This window comes from Pseudomonas putida (assembly GCF_005080685.1).
Taxonomy (GTDB): domain Bacteria; phylum Pseudomonadota; class Gammaproteobacteria; order Pseudomonadales; family Pseudomonadaceae; genus Aquipseudomonas; species Aquipseudomonas putida_V.
Genome location: NZ_CP039371.1, coordinates 6313094 through 6332953 on the forward strand (window position 1 = coordinate 6313094; position 19860 = coordinate 6332953).

22 protein-coding genes and 1 pseudogene are annotated in these 19860 nt (G+C 64.7%); 15 read left to right on the forward strand and 8 right to left on the reverse strand.

Translation table 11 applies throughout. From position 1 onward, the window contains the following. The first annotated feature begins 80 nt into the window (after positions 1-80). The 4 genes from E6B08_RS29225 to E6B08_RS29240 all read left to right on the forward strand — a co-directional run bounded on the left by E6B08_RS29225 (position 81) and on the right by E6B08_RS29240 (position 4686). On the forward strand, positions 81-389 hold the full coding sequence (locus E6B08_RS29225) for a hypothetical protein (RefSeq protein ID WP_136917152.1): 309 nt from the start codon (positions 81-83) through the stop codon (positions 387-389). 64 nt (positions 390-453) lie between these two features. Next, entirely contained in the window at positions 454-699 is a 246-nt protein-coding gene (locus tag E6B08_RS29230; protein WP_136917153.1) for a TIGR02647 family protein, read from the forward strand. Between the two features lie 201 nt (positions 700-900). Further along, positions 901-3765 carry a class I adenylate cyclase gene (locus E6B08_RS29235; protein ID WP_136917154.1) on the forward strand — a complete coding sequence of 955 codons (2865 nt, stop codon included), beginning with the start codon at positions 901-903 and terminating at the stop codon, positions 3763-3765. A gap of 78 nt (positions 3766-3843) precedes the next feature. Further along, positions 3844-4686, forward strand: coding sequence for a hypothetical protein (locus tag E6B08_RS29240; RefSeq protein WP_136917155.1), 843 nt, complete (start codon positions 3844-3846; stop codon positions 4684-4686). Between the two features lie 15 nt (positions 4687-4701). Here the strand turns inward: E6B08_RS29240 and rnk are convergent, their stop codons facing one another. The 3 genes from rnk to cyaY all read right to left on the reverse strand — a co-directional run bounded on the left by rnk (position 4702) and on the right by cyaY (position 5808). Beyond that, on the reverse strand, positions 4702-5112 hold the full coding sequence (rnk, locus tag E6B08_RS29245; RefSeq protein WP_136917156.1) for a nucleoside diphosphate kinase regulator: 411 nt from the start codon (positions 5110-5112) through the stop codon (positions 4702-4704). A gap of 143 nt (positions 5113-5255) precedes the next feature. Then, positions 5256-5474: a DUF1289 domain-containing protein gene (locus E6B08_RS29250; protein ID WP_136917157.1), complete on the reverse strand. Its 219-nt coding sequence runs from the start codon at positions 5472-5474 to the stop codon at positions 5256-5258. A 1-nt stretch (position 5475) separates the two neighbouring features. Further along, a complete protein-coding gene (gene cyaY / locus E6B08_RS29255) occupies positions 5476-5808 on the reverse strand; it encodes an iron donor protein CyaY (RefSeq protein ID WP_016489767.1) in 333 nt (110 codons plus the stop codon). Between the two features lie 196 nt (positions 5809-6004). Here cyaY and lptM point away from each other — a divergent pair, with 196 nt between their 5' ends. The 6 genes from lptM to E6B08_RS29285 are packed head-to-tail and all read left to right on the forward strand — an operon-like array spanning position 6005 to position 10630. Continuing rightward, a complete protein-coding gene (gene lptM / locus E6B08_RS29260; RefSeq protein ID WP_136917158.1) occupies positions 6005-6226 on the forward strand; it encodes an LPS translocon maturation chaperone LptM in 222 nt (73 codons plus the stop codon). A 9-nt stretch (positions 6227-6235) separates the two neighbouring features. Next, on the forward strand, positions 6236-7483 hold the full coding sequence (gene lysA, locus E6B08_RS29265; RefSeq protein ID WP_136917159.1) for a diaminopimelate decarboxylase: 1248 nt from the start codon (positions 6236-6238) through the stop codon (positions 7481-7483). A gap of 4 nt (positions 7484-7487) precedes the next feature. Beyond that, entirely contained in the window at positions 7488-8318 is an 831-nt protein-coding gene (gene dapF / locus E6B08_RS29270; RefSeq protein ID WP_136917160.1) for a diaminopimelate epimerase, read from the forward strand. Between the two features lie 13 nt (positions 8319-8331). Then, a complete protein-coding gene (locus E6B08_RS29275; RefSeq protein ID WP_136917161.1) occupies positions 8332-9039 on the forward strand; it encodes a DUF484 family protein in 708 nt (235 codons plus the stop codon). Next, complete coding sequence (xerC, locus tag E6B08_RS29280; protein WP_136917162.1) at positions 9039-9938, forward strand: tyrosine recombinase XerC; 900 nt, start codon at positions 9039-9041, stop codon at positions 9936-9938. Before E6B08_RS29275 ends, xerC begins: the two co-directional genes overlap by 1 nt. Further along, positions 9935-10630, forward strand: coding sequence for an HAD family hydrolase (locus E6B08_RS29285; RefSeq protein WP_136917163.1), 696 nt, complete (start codon positions 9935-9937; stop codon positions 10628-10630). Before xerC ends, E6B08_RS29285 begins: the two co-directional genes overlap by 4 nt. 285 nt (positions 10631-10915) lie before the next feature. On the opposite strand, the gene sutA is transcribed toward E6B08_RS29285, so the two are convergent. From sutA to glnK, 3 genes are all read right to left on the reverse strand, one after another. Continuing rightward, entirely contained in the window at positions 10916-11245 is a 330-nt protein-coding gene (sutA, locus tag E6B08_RS29290; RefSeq protein ID WP_133325359.1) for a transcriptional regulator SutA, read from the reverse strand. Positions 11246-11673: 428 nt separating this feature from the next. Continuing rightward, on the reverse strand, positions 11674-13005 hold the full coding sequence (locus E6B08_RS29295; protein WP_136917164.1) for an ammonium transporter: 1332 nt from the start codon (positions 13003-13005) through the stop codon (positions 11674-11676). A 47-nt stretch (positions 13006-13052) separates the two neighbouring features. Beyond that, a complete protein-coding gene (gene glnK, locus E6B08_RS29300; protein ID WP_002555808.1) occupies positions 13053-13391 on the reverse strand; it encodes a P-II family nitrogen regulator in 339 nt (112 codons plus the stop codon). A 386-nt stretch (positions 13392-13777) separates the two neighbouring features. Between glnK and E6B08_RS29305 the strand changes: the two genes are divergently transcribed. The 4 genes from E6B08_RS29305 to E6B08_RS29320 all read left to right on the forward strand — a co-directional run bounded on the left by E6B08_RS29305 (position 13778) and on the right by E6B08_RS29320 (position 17592). After that, a complete protein-coding gene (locus E6B08_RS29305) occupies positions 13778-14041 on the forward strand; it encodes an accessory factor UbiK family protein (protein WP_136917165.1) in 264 nt (87 codons plus the stop codon). 12 nt (positions 14042-14053) lie between these two features. Next, positions 14054-14497 carry a TOBE domain-containing protein gene (locus tag E6B08_RS29310; protein WP_136917166.1) on the forward strand — a complete coding sequence of 148 codons (444 nt, stop codon included), beginning with the start codon at positions 14054-14056 and terminating at the stop codon, positions 14495-14497. 153 nt (positions 14498-14650) lie between these two features. Further along, the gene (locus tag E6B08_RS29315) at positions 14651-16138 is read left to right on the forward strand and encodes a YifB family Mg chelatase-like AAA ATPase (protein ID WP_136917167.1); all 1488 of its coding nucleotides are present in this window, start codon (positions 14651-14653) and stop codon (positions 16136-16138) included. A gap of 152 nt (positions 16139-16290) precedes the next feature. Continuing rightward, complete coding sequence (locus E6B08_RS29320) at positions 16291-17592, forward strand: Nramp family divalent metal transporter (protein ID WP_136917168.1); 1302 nt, start codon at positions 16291-16293, stop codon at positions 17590-17592. A gap of 170 nt (positions 17593-17762) precedes the next feature. Here E6B08_RS29320 and E6B08_RS29325 read toward each other — a convergent pair. Continuing rightward, a pseudogene (locus tag E6B08_RS29325) lies at positions 17763-18074 on the reverse strand (winged helix-turn-helix domain-containing protein); the annotation flags it as partial. Between the two features lie 179 nt (positions 18075-18253). Beyond that, positions 18254-18619: a helix-turn-helix domain-containing protein gene (locus E6B08_RS29330; RefSeq protein WP_136917170.1), complete on the reverse strand. Its 366-nt coding sequence runs from the start codon at positions 18617-18619 to the stop codon at positions 18254-18256. A gap of 160 nt (positions 18620-18779) precedes the next feature. Here E6B08_RS29330 and E6B08_RS29335 point away from each other — a divergent pair, with 160 nt between their 5' ends. Then, on the forward strand, positions 18780-19754 hold the full coding sequence (locus E6B08_RS29335; protein WP_136917171.1) for a GlxA family transcriptional regulator: 975 nt from the start codon (positions 18780-18782) through the stop codon (positions 19752-19754). Positions 19755-19860 lie beyond the last annotated feature (106 nt).

Sequence of the window (19860 nt, forward strand, 5' to 3'; positions counted from 1 at the left end):
CTGGCCAGCTTCATGCACCCGGTCGATGACCCACCATTGCCGGCATGGCACACTGTGAGCCCACCTACAGGAGTACCGCCATGAGCGAGCCCACCGACATCGACAACGACGACGACGAAGCCTTCGCCGAGGCGACGCTGACCCAGGCCATCGAAAACCAGATCGAAAGCGGCGAACCTGCCGCGGCCAAGGCCGTGTTCAACAAGCTGACCCTGGTCGGCTACGAGCGCGAGGACATCCTCAACCTGATGGCCCACGTGCTGGCCATCGAGATCGACAACATGCTCGACGAGGACCGCCCGTTCGACGGCCAGTGGTACGAAACCGCCCTGCGTGCACTGCCCGAGCTGCCACCTGAGGCAGATCAAGGCGACAACGACGAAGCCTGACTACACTCCAGGATCAGGCACCCTTGGCGGTGCCGCCATCCTTGTCCAGACGTCAGGAGTCGCCATGTCCTTCACCCCCGAGTTGATCGCAGAACTTGAAGTGCTTGCCCTGTTCAACCTGGACAGCAGCCAGGAAGGCATCAAGATCCACAACAACGCCTCGCCCGCCCTGGTTGCCGCCGCGCAACGCCTGTTCGACAAACAGCTTACCGACCAGCCCGATGGGGGTTATTTGACCAGCCTCGGCCATGATGCGGTGGAAAGCGTGCAACTGTTGCTGAACATTCTGCGCGAGCCGCAGCCGGCGTGAATTCGCACTGGCCCTTTCGCGGGGCAAGCCCGCTCCCACAGGTTCTGATGACACTGCATGTCCTGTGGGAGCGGGCTTGCCCCGCGAAAGGGCCGTCCGCAGCGCTATAAAAATGACGTCAAAAAGCCATAGAGTGCTTATCCGACTGCTCCACTCAGGCTAAACTCGCCGCAGCTCCCCCGTGGCCACCCTGAGCGCGCAATGAACCACCCCCATGAAATCCGCCCCGACCTGGGCCAAGGCATCGACCGCAAGGAGCTGACCAAGCTGCGTGCGCGGTTCATGCAGCTCAACCAGGGCCGTCGGCAGCGGGCAATGGAGGGGCTGTCGACGCGCCAGCTGCAGGTGTTGACCCTGCTGCCACTGCTGTTCCACGTCAACCACCCGCTGCTTCCCGGCTACGTCTCGGGCACCACCCCTGCCGGGGTGTCGAACTTCGAGCCCGACGCCGACCTGATCGCCGAAGGCCAGCGGCTGGCTCGTTCGTTTTCCTACAAAACGCGTCTGGGCAACCCGCCAAGGCCCATCCACGGTCTGTTCCTCATGGGCAGCCTCGGCTCACTGGCCCAGGCCGAACAAAGCGACATGGACCTGTGGGTCTGCCATGCCCCTGGCTTGGGCGAGGGGCCGCTGGCCGAGCTACGCCGCAAGTGCCAGTTGCTCGAGGCGTGGGCCGACAGCATGGGTACCGAAGCGCACTTCTTCCTGATCGACACCCAGGGCTTCGCCCAGGGCGAACGCGACAGCCAGCTCAGCTCCGACGACTGCGGCACCACCCAGCACTACCTGCTGCTCGACGAGTTCTACCGCACCGCCATCTGGCTCGCCGGGCGCACGCCGCTGTGGTGGCTGGTACCGGTCTACGAAGAGCACAACTACCAGGCCTACACCCAGACCTTGCTGTCCAAGCGCTTCATCCGCGGCCAGGACGACCTCGACCTCGGCCACCTGGCGCACGTCCCGCCGGGGGAGTATGTCGGCGCCGGGCTGTGGCAGTTGTTCAAGGGCATCGACTCGCCCCACAAGTCGCTGCTCAAGCTGCTGCTGACCGAGGTCTACGCCAGCGAGCACCCCACCGTGCGCTGCCTGAGCCTGGACTACAAACAGGCCGTGTTCGCCAACCGGCTCGACCTCGACGAGTTGGACCCCTACGTGATGGTGTACCGGCGCATCGAGCGCTACCTGCAGCAACGCGGCGAAACCGCGCGACTGGAGCTGGTGCGACGCAGCCTGTACCTGAAGGTCAACAAGAAGCTCAGCGGCCTGGGCAATGCCCGCGCCAGCGGTTGGCAGCGCCGGTTGCTGCAGCGCCTGGCCGATGAATGGGGCTGGGATGAACGGCAACTGGCCCTGCTCGACAGCCGCAGCCAGTGGAAGGTCGCCCAGGTCGCCGTCGAGCGCCGCGAACTGGTCGCCGAGCTCAACCACAGCTATCGCTTCCTCGGCCAGTTCGCCCAGCATCTAAGCGCCAGCAGTCGCGCCGACCAGCGCGACCTCAACGTCCTGGGCCGGCGCCTGTATGCGGCCTTCGAACGGCGCGCCGGCAAGATCGAGGTGATCAACCCCGGCATCGCTCCAGACCTCGCCGAAGACACCCTGACCCTGGTCCAGTCGCCCAACCGCAAGGAGCCGGGCAGCCATCACTGGGGCCTGTACAACGGCAACCTGGGCGTGCACGAATGGGAGCACTTCAGCCCGATCAAGCGCTGCCGCGAACTGCTCGAACTGCTCACCTGGGCCCACCGCAACGGCGTGATCGACAGCAGCACCCGGCTGGCCCTGCACCCAGGCGCCAGCGAGTTGAGCGAGTTCGAGCTGTTCAACCTGCTCGGCAGCCTGCAGCAGAGCATCCCCCTGCCCTTGCCGCCGGTCAGCGAGGCGCGCCTGCTGCAGCCGAGCGTGGCGGACGAGATCCTGCTACTGGTCAACGTCGGGGTCGACCCACTGCGCCATCACCGCGACCTGAACATCCTGATGACCACCGAGCGTACCGACTCGTTGAGCTATGCCGGGGTGCGGGAAAACCTGGTGCTGACCGTCGACCAGGTCACCCTCAACAGCTGGAACGAGGTGCTGGTGCAACGCTTCGACGGCGAGCACGCATTGCTGCGTTGCCTGCGCGACTACCTCAATAGCCTCGGCCAGCGCAGCCACCGACCACGGCTGCGGGTGCGCTGCTTCTGCCATAACCGTGCCCAGGCCATCACCCAGCGTGTCGAGGACCTGTTCATCACCGCGCAGCGGCTGCTCGACCAAGGGTTGGGCCACCGTTACCTGGTACAGGTGGCGCAGTACACCCATGTGCTGGAACTGCTGCCCGGCCAGGTTGCCCTGACCACCCTGGCCGACCACGATGCCGTGCTCGATCACCTCGGCCAGGCGCGCACCCGCTACAGCCCTCTGCACCTGGACCCTCAGGCGCTGCAGGACCACGACCTGCCGCTGCTGCTGGAGCAGGCAGTGCCCGGCTGCATCCAGGTGTTCTATCGCCTGCTCGATGGCTGGGCCGACCTGTATGTGCTGGACGAGCACAATGCCCTGTGGCAGCAGCGCCTGCCGCTGCACGACGAGAACCACCTGCTGCTGCCGCTGCAGCGCTTCCTGCGCTCGGTGGTGATGCGTCACGACGCACGGCTCGCGCTGGACAGCCTGCAGCAGGGGTCTTTTGACATCCGCTACGCCCAGCTTCTGCCTTCCGGGCCGGGCAAGGCGCGCAGCATCGAGCCACGGGCATTGCCACACGCCGGCGTCGATCAACCCTATTACGAGGTGCAGGCGATTCTGCAGGCCGGCGCCCAAGGCGAAGTGCATGTCACGCTGTATTGCGACCAGCAGGAGTTTTCCGAACTGGAGCATGGCGACCAACTGTACGAAACGGTTGCCCGGCAGATCCTCGGCCGACGGCGCAGCGCCGGGCACTACCGCTGCTACATCACCGACCTGGACCTGTCGGAGCTGCTCGACGACGAGCAGGGCTCGACCCTGCTCTACCTGCGCTACAAGCGCGAGCTGGAACATGCCTTGAACCAGGGGCTGGAGCAATTGCAGGCCATGCGGACCCAATAACCCAGGCTGGCGCTTCCCCCTGCCCCACCAGCCGCCGTGCAACCATGCTCTGCACTCCACACACCACTGGAGCGCATCATGAACAAGAAGAACTGGATGGGCGCCCTGCCTGCACTGGGCCGCCTGCGCATCGATCAGTTGATCCTTCCGGGCAGCCACGATTCCGGCATGGATAAACAGGCAGACAATATCGTTGCGCCGCAGGAAGTCACCCAGGACGTCTCCTGCATCGAGCAAGTCCGCGGCGGTATCCGCGTCCTCGATCTGCGCGTGCGGGCCAACCGCGAATACCCGCCTGCCTCGCCCTATCGCTACAAGCTCTACCACATGAGCACATCCGGCCGCACCGTGCTGGGCGACGTGCTACTGGAGCTGAACCGCTTCTACGACGAGCCTGACAACGCGCGGGAAATCATCATTCTCGATTTCCATCAATTCGACAATTTCAGCCCCCAGGAACATCACTGGTTGCTCGAGCTGGTGGAAAGGCACCTGGGTCAACGCATCATCCCCTGGGCGTTGCGCCGGCTGACCTTGGACGAGCTGTGGCAGGACCATCCCGGCAGAACCGTGGTGGTGGCGTACAACAACCGTGCGCGCGGCGAACACTGGGATGGCGTAAGACAAGACTGGATCGGGGAAAACACACCGTCCACCGACATGTTGAAGGCCTTCATGGACACGCTGGCGGGCAGTTACAAACCTGACTACCTCCTGCGGTCCATCCAGTGTGCCAAGTACAACAAGGTCCTCTTCACCCCGGACGACTTCTCCGACAAGATCGATGAGTGGTTCGCCTCAGAAGACCTGCAGAGCTATATCCAGGGCTTTCACATCGTCAACACCGACTGGTCGCTGCGCAGCCGGATCGTCGACAATTGCATTCATGCCTGCCACCTCAGGGCGCTGAACATGCCTTGAGCCAAGGGCGGGCGGTCAGAGATCGAAATCGCCCGCCGCTTCTGGCTGGTACTCGACCTCGAGCAGCTTCAGCTTCAAGGTCTTGCCGCCCGGCGCCGGCCAGTCGATCTGCTCGCCCACCGACAGGCCCAGCAGCGCGCACCCGATCGGCGCCAGGATCGAGACCTTGCCCTCGCCGCCGGCATCTTTCGGATACACCAGGGTCAGGTGGTAGTCCTTGCCGCTGGCTTCTTCGCGGCAGTGCACGCGCGAGTTCATGGTGACCACGCCCGCTGGCACTTCCTCATGGCCGACCACCTGCTCGGCACGGTCCAGCTCGTCCTGCAGGGCGAGCACGCCCGGCGTCGATTCGTCGAGGCTGTCGATCAGGCGCTCCAGACGTTGCACGTCCAAGCGGGTGAGGATGAGGGAAGGCTTGGTGCTCATGATCCAGTCAGGCTCCTTCGAACGGTTTTCCGTGGGCAGATAAAGCAAAACCCCGCCCAAGGGCGGGGTTTGTGGATGCTTTTGGCGTCACCGACGCATGAGCCGACACTACCACAGCCAGACAAATACTCAAGCCTGTGCCGTCAGGCGCGTGCCTTGTCGCGCAATGCCTGGGCCTCGGCGCAGATCTGCCGGCGCCGCGGGTCGTCCGCCGAGCGCCACTCGCGGATGTGCTCGACGTGGCGGTGGCAGCCGGTGCAGACCCGCTGCTCGTCCAGCCGGCACACACTGATGCATGGCGACGGCACAGCCGGGCTGACGTTGCTGTACAGCGGCTTGGGTGGCCGCGGTTGGGTGCTCATGTCAGATCTCGTCGAAGTCCAGCTTCTCGCCGGCCCGCTCCCAGACGATGCGCTCGAGCATCTCGCCGAGCAGCTCTTCGCTCTTCTCGCAGACCCACTTGCCGCTTTCCTCGTCGTAGTCGAAGTGGAAGCCGCCGGAGCGGTCGGCCAGCCACAGCTGGCGCAGGGGTTCCTGGCGGCTGAAGATCAGCTGGGCGCCGCCTTCGAACTTGACGGTCAGGACACCGGCGGAGTTTTCCATGTCCAGGTCCAGGCCGCTCTCGTCGAACAGGTCTTCCAGTGCCTGCTGGGTAGCGTCGACCAGGTCATGAAAACGCGCTTCGCTCAAACTCATTGCAAGAACCTCGAAATTGGCTGCGTGACTAGCAAGCCGGGCAAGATACGGGCGCTTGGCCACGAATGCAAAGCTTTAGCCAGAACCGGGCAGTGCACAAGGATAGCCCGCCCGACGGACCGGCTCTTGCGTAGGCAATCCGCCGGTCGCTCGGTATACTCGGGCGCAATACTGCTTATTTCAAAGGATTTCACCAATGAAGCGCCTGATTTCCTCCTTCGCGGCGCTGGTCGCTGTCGCCTGCCTCGTCTCGGCCTGTGGCCAGAAAGGCCCGCTGTACCTGCCGGAAGACGGCAAGGACGGCAAGGGCAGCCACACGTCGCACCAGCACCAGCACGCCCAGCCTGTGCAACAGGCCGAGCCGCAAGAACAGCAGCCTGAGCTCGATGCCGAGCCCGAGCAGTCGCCAGCGCAGTAAGGAAACCAGATGAACGCTTTCAACTACCGCGACGGCCAACTGTTCGCGGAAGGCGTGGCCCTGTCGGCCATCGCCGAACGCTTCGGCACCCCCACCTACGTGTACTCGCGTGCCCACATCGAGGCCCAGTACCTCAGCTACACCGATGCCCTGCAAGGCGCCGAGCACCTGGTGTGCTTCGCGGTCAAGGCCAACTCCAACCTCGCCGTGCTGAACCTGCTGGCACGCCTGGGCGCAGGCTTCGACATCGTCTCCGGCGGTGAGCTGGAGCGCGTGCTGGCCGCCGGCGGGCGTGCCGATCGCGTGGTGTTCTCCGGCGTCGGCAAGACCCGCGAAGACATGCGCCGTGCCCTGGAAGTGGGCGTGCACTGCTTCAACGTCGAGTCCACCGACGAACTGGAACGCCTGCAAGTGGTGGCTGCCGAGATGGGCAAGGTCGCGCCGGTTTCGCTGCGGGTCAACCCGGACGTCGATGCCGGTACCCACCCGTACATCTCCACCGGCCTCAAGGAAAACAAGTTCGGCATCGCCATCGCCGACGCCGAGGCCATCTACGTGCGCGCCGCGCAATTGCCGAACCTGGACGTGGTCGGCGTCGACTGCCACATCGGCTCGCAGCTGACCACCGTCGCGCCATTCCTCGATGCCCTCGACCGCCTGCTGGCCCTGGTCGACCGCCTCGCCGAATGCGGCATCCACCTGCGCCACCTGGACCTGGGCGGCGGCGTCGGCGTGCGCTACCGCGACGAAGAGCCGCCGCTGGTTGCCGACTACATCCAGGCCATCCGCGAACGCGTCGGCGAGCGCGACCTGGCCCTGGTGTTCGAACCTGGCCGCTACATCGTCGCCAATGGCGGCGTGCTGCTGACCCGCGTGGAATACCTCAAGCACACCGAACACAAGGACTTCGCCATCGTCGACGCGGCGATGAACGACCTGATCCGCCCGGCGCTGTACCAGGCCTGGATGGGCGTCAGCGCCGTGACCCCGCGCGAAGGCGAAGGCCGTGCCTACGACCTGGTCGGGCCGATCTGCGAGACCGGCGACTTCCTGGCCAAGGACCGCCAGCTGAACCTCGCCGAGGGCGACCTGCTGGCCGTGCAGTCCGCGGGCGCCTATGGTTTCGTCATGAGCTCGAACTACAACACCCGTGGCCGTTGCGCCGAGGTGCTGGTCGACGGTGACCAGGCCTTCGAAGTACGCCGCCGCGAGACCATTGCCGAACTGTTCGCCGGCGAAAGCCTGCTGCCGGAGTGAACCCATGCTGCTGCGCTTTACCAAGATGCATGGGCTGGGCAACGACTTCATGGTCCTCGACCTGGTCAGCCAGCACGCGCATATCCAGCCCAAGCACGCCAAGCAATGGGGTGATCGGCACACCGGGATCGGCTTCGACCAGCTGCTGATCGTCGAGGCGCCAAGCAATCCGGAAGTGGATTTCCGCTACCGGATCTTCAACGCCGACGGCTCGGAAGTCGAGCAATGCGGCAACGGCGCGCGTTGCTTCGCGCGTTTCGTGCTCGACAAGCGCCTGACCGCCAAGAAGCGCATCCGCGTCGAGACCAAGGGCGGCATCATCGTGCTGGACGTGCAGAACGACGGCCAGGTGTGTGTCGACATGGGCGCGCCGCGTCTGAACCCGGCCGACATCCCCTTCGTCGCCGACGAACAGGCCACCAGCTACCCGCTGGAGGTCGACGGCCAGGTCTACCCGATCGCCACAGTGTCGATGGGCAACCCGCACGCGGTGCTGCGCGTCGACAACGTGGCCAGCGCCCCGGTGCACACGCTGGGCCCGAAAATCGAAAACCATCCGCGTTTCCCGCAGCGGGTGAATGCCGGTTTCCTCCAGGTCATCGACCGCCACCGCGCCAACCTGCGGGTGTGGGAGCGTGGCGCTGGCGAGACCCAGGCCTGTGGCACCGGCGCCTGCGCCGCGGCCGTGGCGGCAATCAGCCAGGGCTGGATGGATTCCCCGGTTTCCCTCGACCTGCCCGGCGGGCGCCTGAACATCGAATGGGCCGGCCCCGGCAAGCCCGTGTTGATGACCGGCCCGGCCGTGCGCGTCTACGAAGGACAGGTTCGTCTCTAAGCGAGTAACCGCCATGACCGATCAGCCAAAGGTTGTACCGCAACCCGATGACCTCGACGCCGAGGCGGTGGTCGCGTACCTGCGCGCCCACCCGACCTTCTTCGCCGAGCACGACGAACTGCTCATCGAGCAGCGCATTCCCCACCAGCGCGGCGACAGCGTGTCGCTGGTGGAGCGCCAGCTCAAGCTGCTGCGTGACCGCAACATCGAGATGCGCCATCGCCTGTCGCAACTGATGGACGTGGCCCGCGACAACGACCGGCTGTTCGACAAGACCCGCCGGCTGATCCTCGACCTGCTCGATGCCACCACCCTGGAAGAAGTGGTGATGGCCGTCGAAGACAGCCTGCGTCAGGAATTCCAGGTGCCCTTCGTCAGCCTCATCCTGTTTGGCGACAACGCGGCGCCCGTGGGGCGCTGGGTCAGCGGGGCCGAGGCGCAGCAAGCCATCGGCGGGCTGCTCGGCGGCGGCAAGACGGTCAGTGGCAACCTGCGCGAGCACGAGCTGGCCTTCCTGTTCGGCGAGCAGCAGCGCCACGAGGTCGGTTCCAGCGCCGTCGCTGCCCTGGAACACCAGGGCTTGCACGGCGTGCTGGCGATCGGCAGCCGCGACCCGCAACACTACAAGAGCAGCGTCGGCACGTTGTTCCTCGGCTATATCGCCGAAGTGCTCGGCCGCGTCGTCCCGCGTGTGACCCAGACCCTGCGTCCGGTGCGCTGATGGAAGGCCAACTGGACGCTTATTGCGCACACCTGCGCAACGAGCGCCAGGTGTCCGAGCACACCCTGCTGGCGTACCGGCGCGACCTGGCAAAGGTCATCGAATACTGCAACAGCCAGGGTATCGCCGGCTGGGGCGCCCTGCAGATCCAGCAACTGCGCCAACTGGTCGCCCGCCAACATCACCACGGCCAGTCGCCCCGCAGCCTGGCGCGCCTGCTGTCGGCGGTGCGCGGCCTGTACCGCTATCTCATTCGCGAGGGCGTTTGCCAACACGACCCGGCCACCGGCCTGAGCGCCCCACGGGGCGAGCGCCGACTGCCCAAGGTGCTGGACACCGACCGCGCCCTGCAGCTGCTCGATGGCGGCGTCGATGACGACTTCATCGCCCGCCGTGACCAGGCCATTCTCGAACTGTTCTATTCCTCCGGCCTGCGCCTGTCGGAGCTGACCAATCTCGACCTCCAGCAGCTCGACCTCGCCGCCGGCCTGGTGCAGGTACTCGGCAAGGGCGGCAAGGCACGCGTGCTGCCGGTCGGGCGCAAGGCCCGCGAGGCGCTGCAGGCGTGGTTCAAGCTGCGCGGCATCGGCGGCCCGCGTGACAGCGCGGTGTTCATCACCCGCCAGGGCAAGCGCATGAGCCCACGGGCCATCCAGCTACGGGTGAAGACTGCCGGCGAGCGCGAGCTGGGCCAGCACCTGCACCCGCACATGCTTCGCCATTCCTTCGCCAGCCATGTGCTGGAATCGTCCCAGGACCTGCGCGCGGTGCAGGAGATGCTCGGCCATGCCGACATCAGCACCACGCAGATCTACACCCACCTGGACTTCCAGCACCTGGCCGAGGTGTACGACAGCGCCCACCCCCGGGCCAAACGCAGCAAAGGCACAGAATCATGAGCATCAAGCTGATCACCTTCGACCTCGACGACACCCTATGGGATACCGCGCCGGTCATCGCCAGCGCCGAGGTCGTCCTGCGCGACTGGCTCGAGGCCAACGCACCGATCCTCGGCGGCGTGCCGGTGGAACACCTGTTCGCCATCCGCGAGCGCCTGGTACAGGCCGAGCCGGGGCTCAAGCATCGCATCAGTGCCCTGCGCCGGCGGGTCCTGTTCCACGCCCTGGAAGAGGTCGGCTACAGCGAGAAACACGCCCAGGAGCTGGCCAACGAGGGCTTCGAAGTGTTCCTCCACGCCCGCCATCAGGTCGAGGTGTTCCCCGAAGTGCAGCCGGTGCTGGAGATCCTGCGCCATCACTACACCTTGGGTGTGGTCACCAACGGCAACGCGGATGTGAGTCGCCTGGGGCTGGCCGATTACTTCAAGTTCGCCCTGTGTGCCGAAGACCTTGGCATCGGCAAGCCGGACCCGGCGCCGTTCATGGAGGCGCTCAAGCGTGGCGAGGTCGAGGCCGGCGCGGCGGTACACATCGGCGACCACCCCGGCGACGACATCGCCGGCGCCCAGCGCGCAGGACTGCGCGCGGTGTGGTTCAACCCGCAGGGCAAGGCCTGGGCTGGCGAGCAGGCGCCCGATGCCGAGATCCAGCGGCTGTCGCAATTGCCCGATGTGATCGCACGCTGGCGCTGACAGTGTGGGAGCAACTGTCTTGCTCAATTTCTAAAAGCTGGCGCGACCTCTGTGGGAGATCACCCAGCCCTTCTGGGCTGCGCTGTCGCGCAGAGAACTGTGGCCACTGTGGGAGCGGCGGTTCGGCGCCCCGACTTGCCCCGCGAATGGGGCGACGCGGTGGATGGCACCGGCTTCGCCGGTGTTCGCGGGACAAGCCCGCTCCCACAGATCCCCGCTCCCACAGCGATGGCGCCAGGCACAAAAAAGCCCGCAGCGACGGCGGGCTTTTTTGCATGCATCCACTCAGATAGGGCGGCTGCCGTATTTGTTGTCCGGCTTCTTGGGCGGGTCGGCGACCACGTTGGCCTCGACTTCCTGAACCTTGCCGCCACGGGCCAGGAACTCTTCCATGGCCTTGGCCAGGGCGTCACGCTCCTTCTGCTTGGCTTCCATGCTCGGCATCTCGTCTACCGAGACCGCCGCCTTGGATTTGCCCTTGGCAGCCGGGGCGGGGCTGCTGTCGTCGTCGCCAGCGTCTTCGACGCTGTCGTCAGCGGCGGCTTCGAGGCCTTCATCACCCTCGTCTTCGTCGCCTACTTCGAGGTCATCATTTTCCAGATCGTCGTCGCTCATGTTCTACCTCATGACTTGCGAAAAGCAGGTTAGTTATAGACCAGTGGTGCCGTAGACCGGCGACCACCAGTGAAAATTCAACTGGCCGTGGGTTAGGCCACTGCCCTTGAGCTGCGCTCCTGGTGGGAGCTGCCGCCCTGCAGGCCCTGCTCCTGGCAGAGCCTGACGAAATCCTTGATACCTTGCTGGCCACGCGCCATTGGCAAGCCTAGCAAAGGCTGGCGAAGCGTGTGGACTGCTTCTCAAACACCTTCGGCGCGCATTCTAGCGCGCTTGCAGAAAAAGCAAAGCTCCATAAAGGCGCCAATAGTTGTAAGTTTTCAACCTACGTCACGAACAGATGTGATCAACCGTTTGCGCGTCGGCAAAAGGCGAATTTCAGGCAAAAAAATGCCCGGCGAACCGGGCAAGTTTTTCCAGCGTCGCAGTTACAGGTTGTAGCCGCGTTCGTTGTGTTGAGCCAGGTCGAGGCCGACCGACTCTTCTTCTTCGTTGACCCGCAGGCCCATCACCACGTCCAGCACCTTGAGAATCACGTAGGTGACGATGGCGGTGTAGACCACGGTGAAGATCACGCCCTTGGCCTGGATCCAGACCTGTGCACCGATATCGGTGACCGCGCCGAAGCCGCCCAGGGCGGGAGCTGCGAACACACCGGTGAGGATCGCGCCGATGATGCCGCCGATACCGTGTACGCCGAAGGCGTCCAGCGAGTCGTCATAGCCGAGCTTGCGCTTGAGGGTGGTGGCGCAGAAGTAGCAGACCACACCCGAGACCAGGCCGATCACCAGGGCGCCCATCGGGCCGACGGTGCCGGCTGCCGGGGTGATGGCGACGAGGCCGGCGACCACACCCGAGGCGATGCCCAGGGCGCTTGGTTTGCCGTGGCCGATCCACTCGGCGAACATCCAGCCCAGCGCGGCGGCAGCGGTGGCGATCTGGGTGACCAGCATGGCCATGCCCGCGGTGCCATTGGCGGCAGCGGCGGAACCTGCGTTGAAGCCGAACCAGCCGATCCACAGCATGGCTGCGCCCATCAGGGTGTAGCCCAGGTTGTGCGGCGCCATCGGGGTGGTCGGGTAGCCTTTGCGCTTGCCCAGCACCAGGCAGCAGACCAGGCCCGCAATACCGGCGTTGATGTGCACCACGGTGCCGCCGGCGAAGTCGAGCACGCCCCAGTCCCACATCAGTGCACCGTCACCGCTCCAGACCATGTGCGCGATCGGCGCATAGACCAGGGTGAACCAGATACCCATGAACACCAGCATGGCGGAGAACTTCATGCGCTCGGCGAAGGCACCGACGATCAGCGCCGGGGTGATGATGGCGAAGGTCATCTGGAAGGTGATGAACACAGCCTCCGGGAACAGCGCGGCGGCGGAGGTCAGGCTGTCAGGGGTGACACCACTGAGGAAGGCCTTGGAGAAGCCGCCGACGAAGGAATTGAAGTTGAGCACGCCTTTTTCCATACCGGTGGTATCGAAGGCCATGCTGTAGCCGTAGACCATCCACAGGATGCTCATCAGACCGGTGATGGCGAAGCACTGCATCATCACCGACAGCACGTTCTTGGAACGCACCATGCCGCCGTAGAACAGCGCAAGACCCGGAATGGTCATGAACAGCACCAGCGCAGTTGCAGTCAGCATCCAGGCGGTGTCGCCGGAGTTCAGCACTGGGGCAGCTTCGTCTGCCAGGGCGAGCCCAGGCATTACGAGGGACAATAGGGCTCCTAGCCCTGCGATCTTACGCAGAGTCATGTTGTTTTCTCCTGGGGCGTTGGGTTTGGTGAGGCTTTTGTTGTCGCTTAGATCGCGTCGGTATCGGTTTCGCCGGTACGGATGCGGATCGCCTGCTCCAGATTCACCACGAAGATCTTGCCGTCACCGATCTTGCCGGTGTTGGCCGCTTTGGTAATGGCTTCGATCACCCGGTCGAGGTCCTTGTCATCGATGGCGACATCGATCTTGACCTTGGGCAGGAAGTCGACCACGTATTCCGCGCCGCGATACAACTCGGTATGGCCCTTCTGCCGGCCGAAGCCTTTGACTTCGGTGACGGTGATGCCCTGCACGCCGATTTCCGACAGCGACTCGCGCACGTCGTCCAGCTTGAACGGCTTGATGATGGCTGTGACTAGCTTCATGAAACTCTCTCCCGATTTGGTGGACTTGCCCCAGGAAAACAAACCCGTCTCAAGTCTAAGCGCAGCGGTTGGCTTTGTAACGCGTCGTCGGCATCCGGCTCCGCGTGCGCACTGCTTGGTCACAAGGAACTGCATCAGTGCATGGCTCGCCAAGGTATTTGCAGAAACCTTGCCAGGTTGGTGAAAACACCAAAAAACAAGGGGTTGAGCGTGATTGTCGGGATTGGCAAGTCGCCAGCATGAAGAAGATGCACAATTTCGGTGCGTGCACATCCGCTGACCTGCTCGAAAAATGTGCAACTCGCCCGCGCCATGGGCAGCCGAAAGGCAAACGCAGCCCGTGCTACACTGCGAGCCATTTCTCATTTTGCCGTGGACCGCCGAACATGCTCGCGCCCAAAGCCCTTCTCGACGCCCTGAGCGACCAGGCCTCGCGCCTGTTCAGCAGCGATACCGCCCAGCCTCGCGCCGAACTGGAAAGCCAGTTCAAGGTGCTGATGCAAGGCGCCTTCAGCAAGCTGGACCTGGTCAGCCGGGAAGAATTCGACAGCCAGATGGTCGTGTTGGCCCGCACCCGTGCACGTCTCGAAGCCCTGGAGAAACAGGTCGCCGAGATGGAAGCCCGGATGGCGCCCAGCGCCCAGGAATAACCCCCGCCACACATGGCGTGTTTCGCCAAGAACGTCAGTGCACGCAACGTTTTCGAAGGCACGGTCACCAGCGTCCAACCCGGCGCGGTCAATGCCGAGGTGGAGCTGACGTTGGGCGGCGGCGAGAAACGGGTGGCGGTCGTCACCATGGCCAGCCTGCACAACCTCAACATCAACGTCGGCAACGAGGCCGTGGCCCTGGTCAAGGCTCCCTGGGTGGTGCTGCTGACCGACGCTGCCGGCTACAAGCTCTCGGCGCGCAACGCCCTCGCAGGCGAAGTGGTGCGCGCAGGTGATGGCGCGGTGAACGCCGACGTGGTGCTCAAGCTGGCCGGCGGCACCGAGGTATACGCCATCGTCACCCGCGAAGCCGTGCAGGAGCTGGGCCTGGCGCCGGGGGGCAAGGCTACTGCGTTGATCAAGGCCTCGCATATCATTCGAGGCGCCAAGGCCTGAGCCTGTTGGCGAGGGATCAGCCCAGCTGACCAGGACCGCCTGCATGCCTGCAAAACGTTGACGCACTCTTCTGCCGGCCCCCCAGCAGCCGGCAACTAAGCTTGGGAGCAAGCCGCAGGAAGCGGTGCCCCCAACAGCGACAACGGAGCGTCCATGTCCCTCGCCCTCGTCCACAGCCGCGCCCAGGTAGGCGTGCAGGCGCCGGCTGTCAGCGTCGAAACCCACCTGGCCAACGGCCTGCCCCACCTCACCCTGGTGGGTTTACCGGAAACCACGGTCAAGGAAAGCAAGGACCGGGTGCGCAGCGCCATCGTCAACTCAAGCCTGAACTACCCCGCCCGGCGCATTACCCAGAACCTCGCCCCCGCCGACCTGCCGAAGGACGGCGGGCGCTACGACCTGGCCATCGCCCTGGGCATTCTTGCGGCAAGCGGCCAGGTGCCGGTGGCCAGCCTGGCCGACCTCGAATGCCTCGGCGAGCTGGCGCTGTCCGGCAAGCTGCGGCCAGTCCAGGGCGTGCTCCCCGCCGCATTGGCGGCGCGGGAGGCCGGGCGCGCCCTGGTGGTGCCCACGGAAAACGCCGAGGAAGCGAGCCTGGCCGGTGGGCTGGTGGTCTATGCCGTGGGCCACTTGCTGGAGCTGGTGGCCCACCTTAACGGCCAGGTGCCGCTGGCGCCCTATGCTGCCAACGGCCTGCTGCTGCAACAACGGCCCTATCCCGACCTCAGCGAGGTACAGGGCCAGGTAGCCGCCAAGCGTGCGCTGCTGCTGGCTGCAGCGGGAGCACACAACCTGTTGTTCACCGGGCCACCGGGCACCGGCAAGACCTTGCTGGCCAGCCGGCTGCCGGGGTTGTTGCCGCCGCTGGACGAACACGAGGCATTGGAAGTCGCGGCCATCCGCTCGGTGTGCGGTGGCGCGCCGTTGCGAAGCTGGCCGCAGCGGCCGTTTCGTCACCCTCATCATTCGGCGTCGGGGCCTGCACTGGTGGGCGGCAGCAGCCGACCGCAACCCGGCGAGATCACCCTCGCCCACCATGGCGTGCTGTTTCTCGACGAACTGCCCGAGTTCGAAAGGCGCGTGCTTGAGGTGCTGCGTGAGCCCATGGAATCGGGTGAGATCGTTATCGCCAGGGCTCGCGACAAGGTGCGCTTCCCGGCCCGCTTCCAGCTGGTGGCGGCGATGAACCCCTGCCCCTGCGGCTACCTGGGCGATCCCTCCGGGCGCTGCCGCTGCAGCCCCGAACAAATCCAGCGCTATCGCAACAAGCTGTCCGGCCCGCTGCTCGACCGCATCGACCTGCACCTGACCGTCGCCCGCGAAAGCACGACCCTGGCCTGCGCGCCCAGTGGCGATACCAGCGCCGCCGTCGGCGCCCGGGTCGCCGAGGCACGAGAGCTGCAGCAGCGCCGCCAGGGCTGCGCCAATGCCTTCCTCGACCTGCACGGCCTGCGCCGGCACTGCGCCCTGGAGCAAGCCGACCAGGCTTGGCTGGAAAGTGCCTGCGAGCGCCTGACGCTATCCCTGCGCGCCGCTCATCGGTTGCTCAAGGTGGCGCGAACGCTCGCCGACCTGGAAGGCGCACCTTCTATAGCCCGAGCACATCTGGCAGAAGCCCTGCAGTACCGGCCTGGTAGCTGAACGAAAACGCGATGGCACTGCCTGGCCAAACGTAATGCCGGCCTGCCGAGAAATATTTTGTCACAACCCGCAACAAATATTGGTTGTACGATGTCCTACCTACCGTGTTCGACTACGCCTCGATCTCACAAAAACAACAATGGAGACACCCGATGTCGAGTATTCCTTCGGTCGAGGGCAGTGCTGCCGCACGCTCTCAAAACCGCTTCGTGCGGCTGGTAAAACTGCTTGGCCCAGGCATCATCGCGGTGCTCTCGTGGCTAGGCGCAGGTGATCTGATCACCTCGTCGGTGGCGGGCGCCAACTACGGCTACGCCATGATGTGGGTACTGGCGGTCTCGCTGCTGCTGCGTTACCTGATCGTCAACATCATTGCCCGCTTCCAGCTGTGCAACAACCAGGGCATGACCATCCTCCAGGGCTATGCCCAACTGCACCCGGTATTCGCCTGGTTCCTGCTGGCCTACGCGCTGCTGATGGGCCACCTGATGAATGCCTACATGATCAAGGGCGCCGGCGAGGCGTTGGCGATGCTGTTGCGCATCGATTATCCGCTGCTGTGTTCCACCGCCGTGGTGTTGGCGGTGTGGCTGCTGGTGGGGCGCAACATCTACTCGATGATCGAGGGCGTGATGAAGGCCCTGTTGGCGATCATGACCCTGGCCTTCCTGGCCCTGGCGGTGATGTCCGGCCCGGACGTGGCCGGCATCGTCAAAGGCACCATCGGTTTCAGCATCCCGCCCGACGAGGGCGTGCATGGCGCGCTGCTGGTGGCGGTATCGGTGATCGGCGCGGTGGCAGGCTCGGTGGCCAACTTCGTGCACCCCTACGTGATGCGTGAAAAAGGCTGGGTCGGCCCACAGCACAAGCGCATCCAGCGTAACGATCTGCTGTTCGCGGTGTTCGTCGGCATCGTCATCAACCTGGCTATCTGGATCGTCGGCGCGGAAATCCTGCGCCCCAACGGCATCGAAGTGAACACCCTCGGCGACCTGGGCAAGGCGCTGGAAATGTACTTCGGCTCGATCGGCTGGTACGTGTTCTTCATCGGCGTGTTCGCCACCCTGTTCGCCAGCATCTCTGGCAAGACCACCGCCTTCCCGATGCTGATCACCGACGCCTTCCAGCATGTGCGCCCGGAGCGCCGCGAACGCTATGGCAAGGAGTTCCACCGCGACCCGATGCACAAGTGGTTCATGCTGTTCATCCTGGTGACGCCACTGATCTGGTCGGTGCCCGGCATGCCTGACTTCGTGACCCTGACCATCGGTGTGAACGCCTTGAACATCATCGGCCTGCCGGTGATTTCGCTGGGGCTGCTGATCATGTCCAACCAGAAGTCGCTGCTCAAAAAGGAGTATCGCAACAACCTGTTCGAGAACATCGCCCTGGCCTTTGCCACCGGCCTTGCGCTGTGGGTCGCGTTCCAGCTGGGCATGGAGCTGCTTGCCTGAGTCCGACCTGAACCAGCATCGCCGGCAAGCCCAGCTTGCCGGCATCACGCCGGCTACTCGATCTGACAGGAAGCCAGCAGCTCCAGCAATACGCGCGCCTGGAGCGTGGTGACGAGCTCCCTGTCGCGCACCTTGATCGTGACTTCCACGGTGGCGTCATCCTCAACTGCCACGCCTTGGATGGGGGGCTCCAGCGCCACCGTGCGCGCCAGGCGATAGCCGCGCCGCGCCACCGTCTGGATGAAGCCACGATCACCAAAGGCCTTGCGCAGCGACGACACCTGCACCTGCAGGTTGTTGTCCTCGACCACGGTGCCGGCCCACACTTCGCGCAGCAGCTGCTCCTTGCCGACCACCTGGCCTTTGGCCCGGATCAACGCCGCCAACACTTCGAAGGCCCTTCCGCCAAGCGCCACGGGCTGGCCATCGAGAAAGGCTTCGCGGCGCTCCAGCGACACCCGGACATTGCCTGATCCGATCATGCTTTTCACACCTTCCAGGTTGGCACCCCCACAGCGTCGGGCTGCTCTACTGCGGGCTTCATGGCCTACGAGTATACGCAGCAGCGCTCGCTGCCCAGCCCAGGCGCGGACGGCTTGGCAGAATCGGGAACCATCTTGACCGTTCTCGGCACCCGTCCTCGTACAACCCCTGCAAGCGCTCAGACGCTGGCGCGTGCGGCCAGGCGCCAGGCCTTGGGTGGCTGGCCAACCAGGCGGCTGAAGGCGCGGGTGAAATGGGCCTGATCGCAAAATCCGCATTCCAGGCCAACATCGGTGAGCGGTGCATCGGTGGCCAGCAGGCGCTTGGCTTTTTCCATCCGCGCCAATAGCCGCCAGGCTTGCGGCGACAGCCCGGTCGCCACCTTGAACGCACGCGAGAAATGGCTGCGGGTGAGGTTGCACAGGGCGGCAATCTCGATGATCGAAAAACCGTTGTGGAGCATCAGTTCCTTGGCCCGCCGCAGCCGCACAGGGGTGAGTCCGCCAGGGCTGGGCGTGCGTTCCCGGGCCGTACCTGTGGTCATCGCGGTCCTCCTGTGGAATGCCCGAAGTCTGCCGCGCAGGCGATGACGAAGTCCTGAGCCAAAGCTGAAAAGTTCTTAATTGCGATGGACTGTGCCGTAAGATGTCTGACGTGTTCCGCTTCAGGCCGCGGCAGCGGCCCAGACCAGGGCGAGAGAAGTTATGCAGGAGAGTCGCGCACATCGCACCGTGGCCATGGTGTTGTTCAACGATGTGCTGTTGCTGGATGTGACCGGGCCGATGGACGCCTTCGCCATCGCCAACCGCTTTTTGCCGCCCGAGCGCCAGTACCGCCTGGTTTCGGTGGCAGACGGTGCCGAGGCGGTGCGCAGTTCATGCGGGCTGAAGGTGTTGGCAGACCTGTGCTTGAGCGAATTGCCCACGGCCGTCGACCTGCTGCTGGTGCCAGGCGGGCCAGGCGCGTATGACGTCGCCCTGCCGGCGCTGGAAAACTGGCTCGGCCCAGCGGCGCGCTCGGCCAAACGGTTCGGCGCCATTTGTACCGGGGTGTTCCTGCTTGGCCGGGCCGGGTTGCTGGCGGGTTACCGTTGCACCACGCACTGGAATTACGTGCAGCGGCTGGCCAGTAGCTTCCCCCAGGCGAAGGTCGAGACCGAGCAGATCTACGTGGTGGACCGCAACCTGATCACCTCCGGCGGCATTACCGCAGGCATCGACCTGGCGCTGGCCGTGGTTGCCGAAGATCACGGCAAGTCCCTCGCTCTGGAAGTGGCCAAGGTGCTGCTGGTCGCCCGCCACCGTCAGGGTGGTCAGACGCCGTACGGCCCGCTGCTGGCCGCGGTGCCACGCGATGGCTCGCCGGTGGCGCGGGTGCAGGCCTACATCGTCGACCACATCGACCAGGCCTTCACCGTGCAGAAGATGGCCGATCTGGTCGCGATGAGCAGCCGCAATTTCGCCCGGATCTTCCAGCGTGAGGTTGGCATCACGCCGTTGCAGTACTTGCAGAACGCCCGCATCGACCAGGCACGCAGGCTGCTCGAAGGCAGCGATTTGCCCTTGAAGGTGGTGGCGGCGCAATGTGGGTTTGGTAGCGATCGGCACATGCGCAAGGTGTTCTGCGAGCGAATCGGCATGACGCCGGCGCAATACCGTGCCCAATTTGGCGGAGCCTGAACGCTCTGCTATCCCTGTAGGAGCCGGCTTGCCGGCGATAGCGCCAGCCCAACTGTCACTTGAAACAGGACAATATTTCTCCCGATCAGCAGATTGTCTGTTCCAT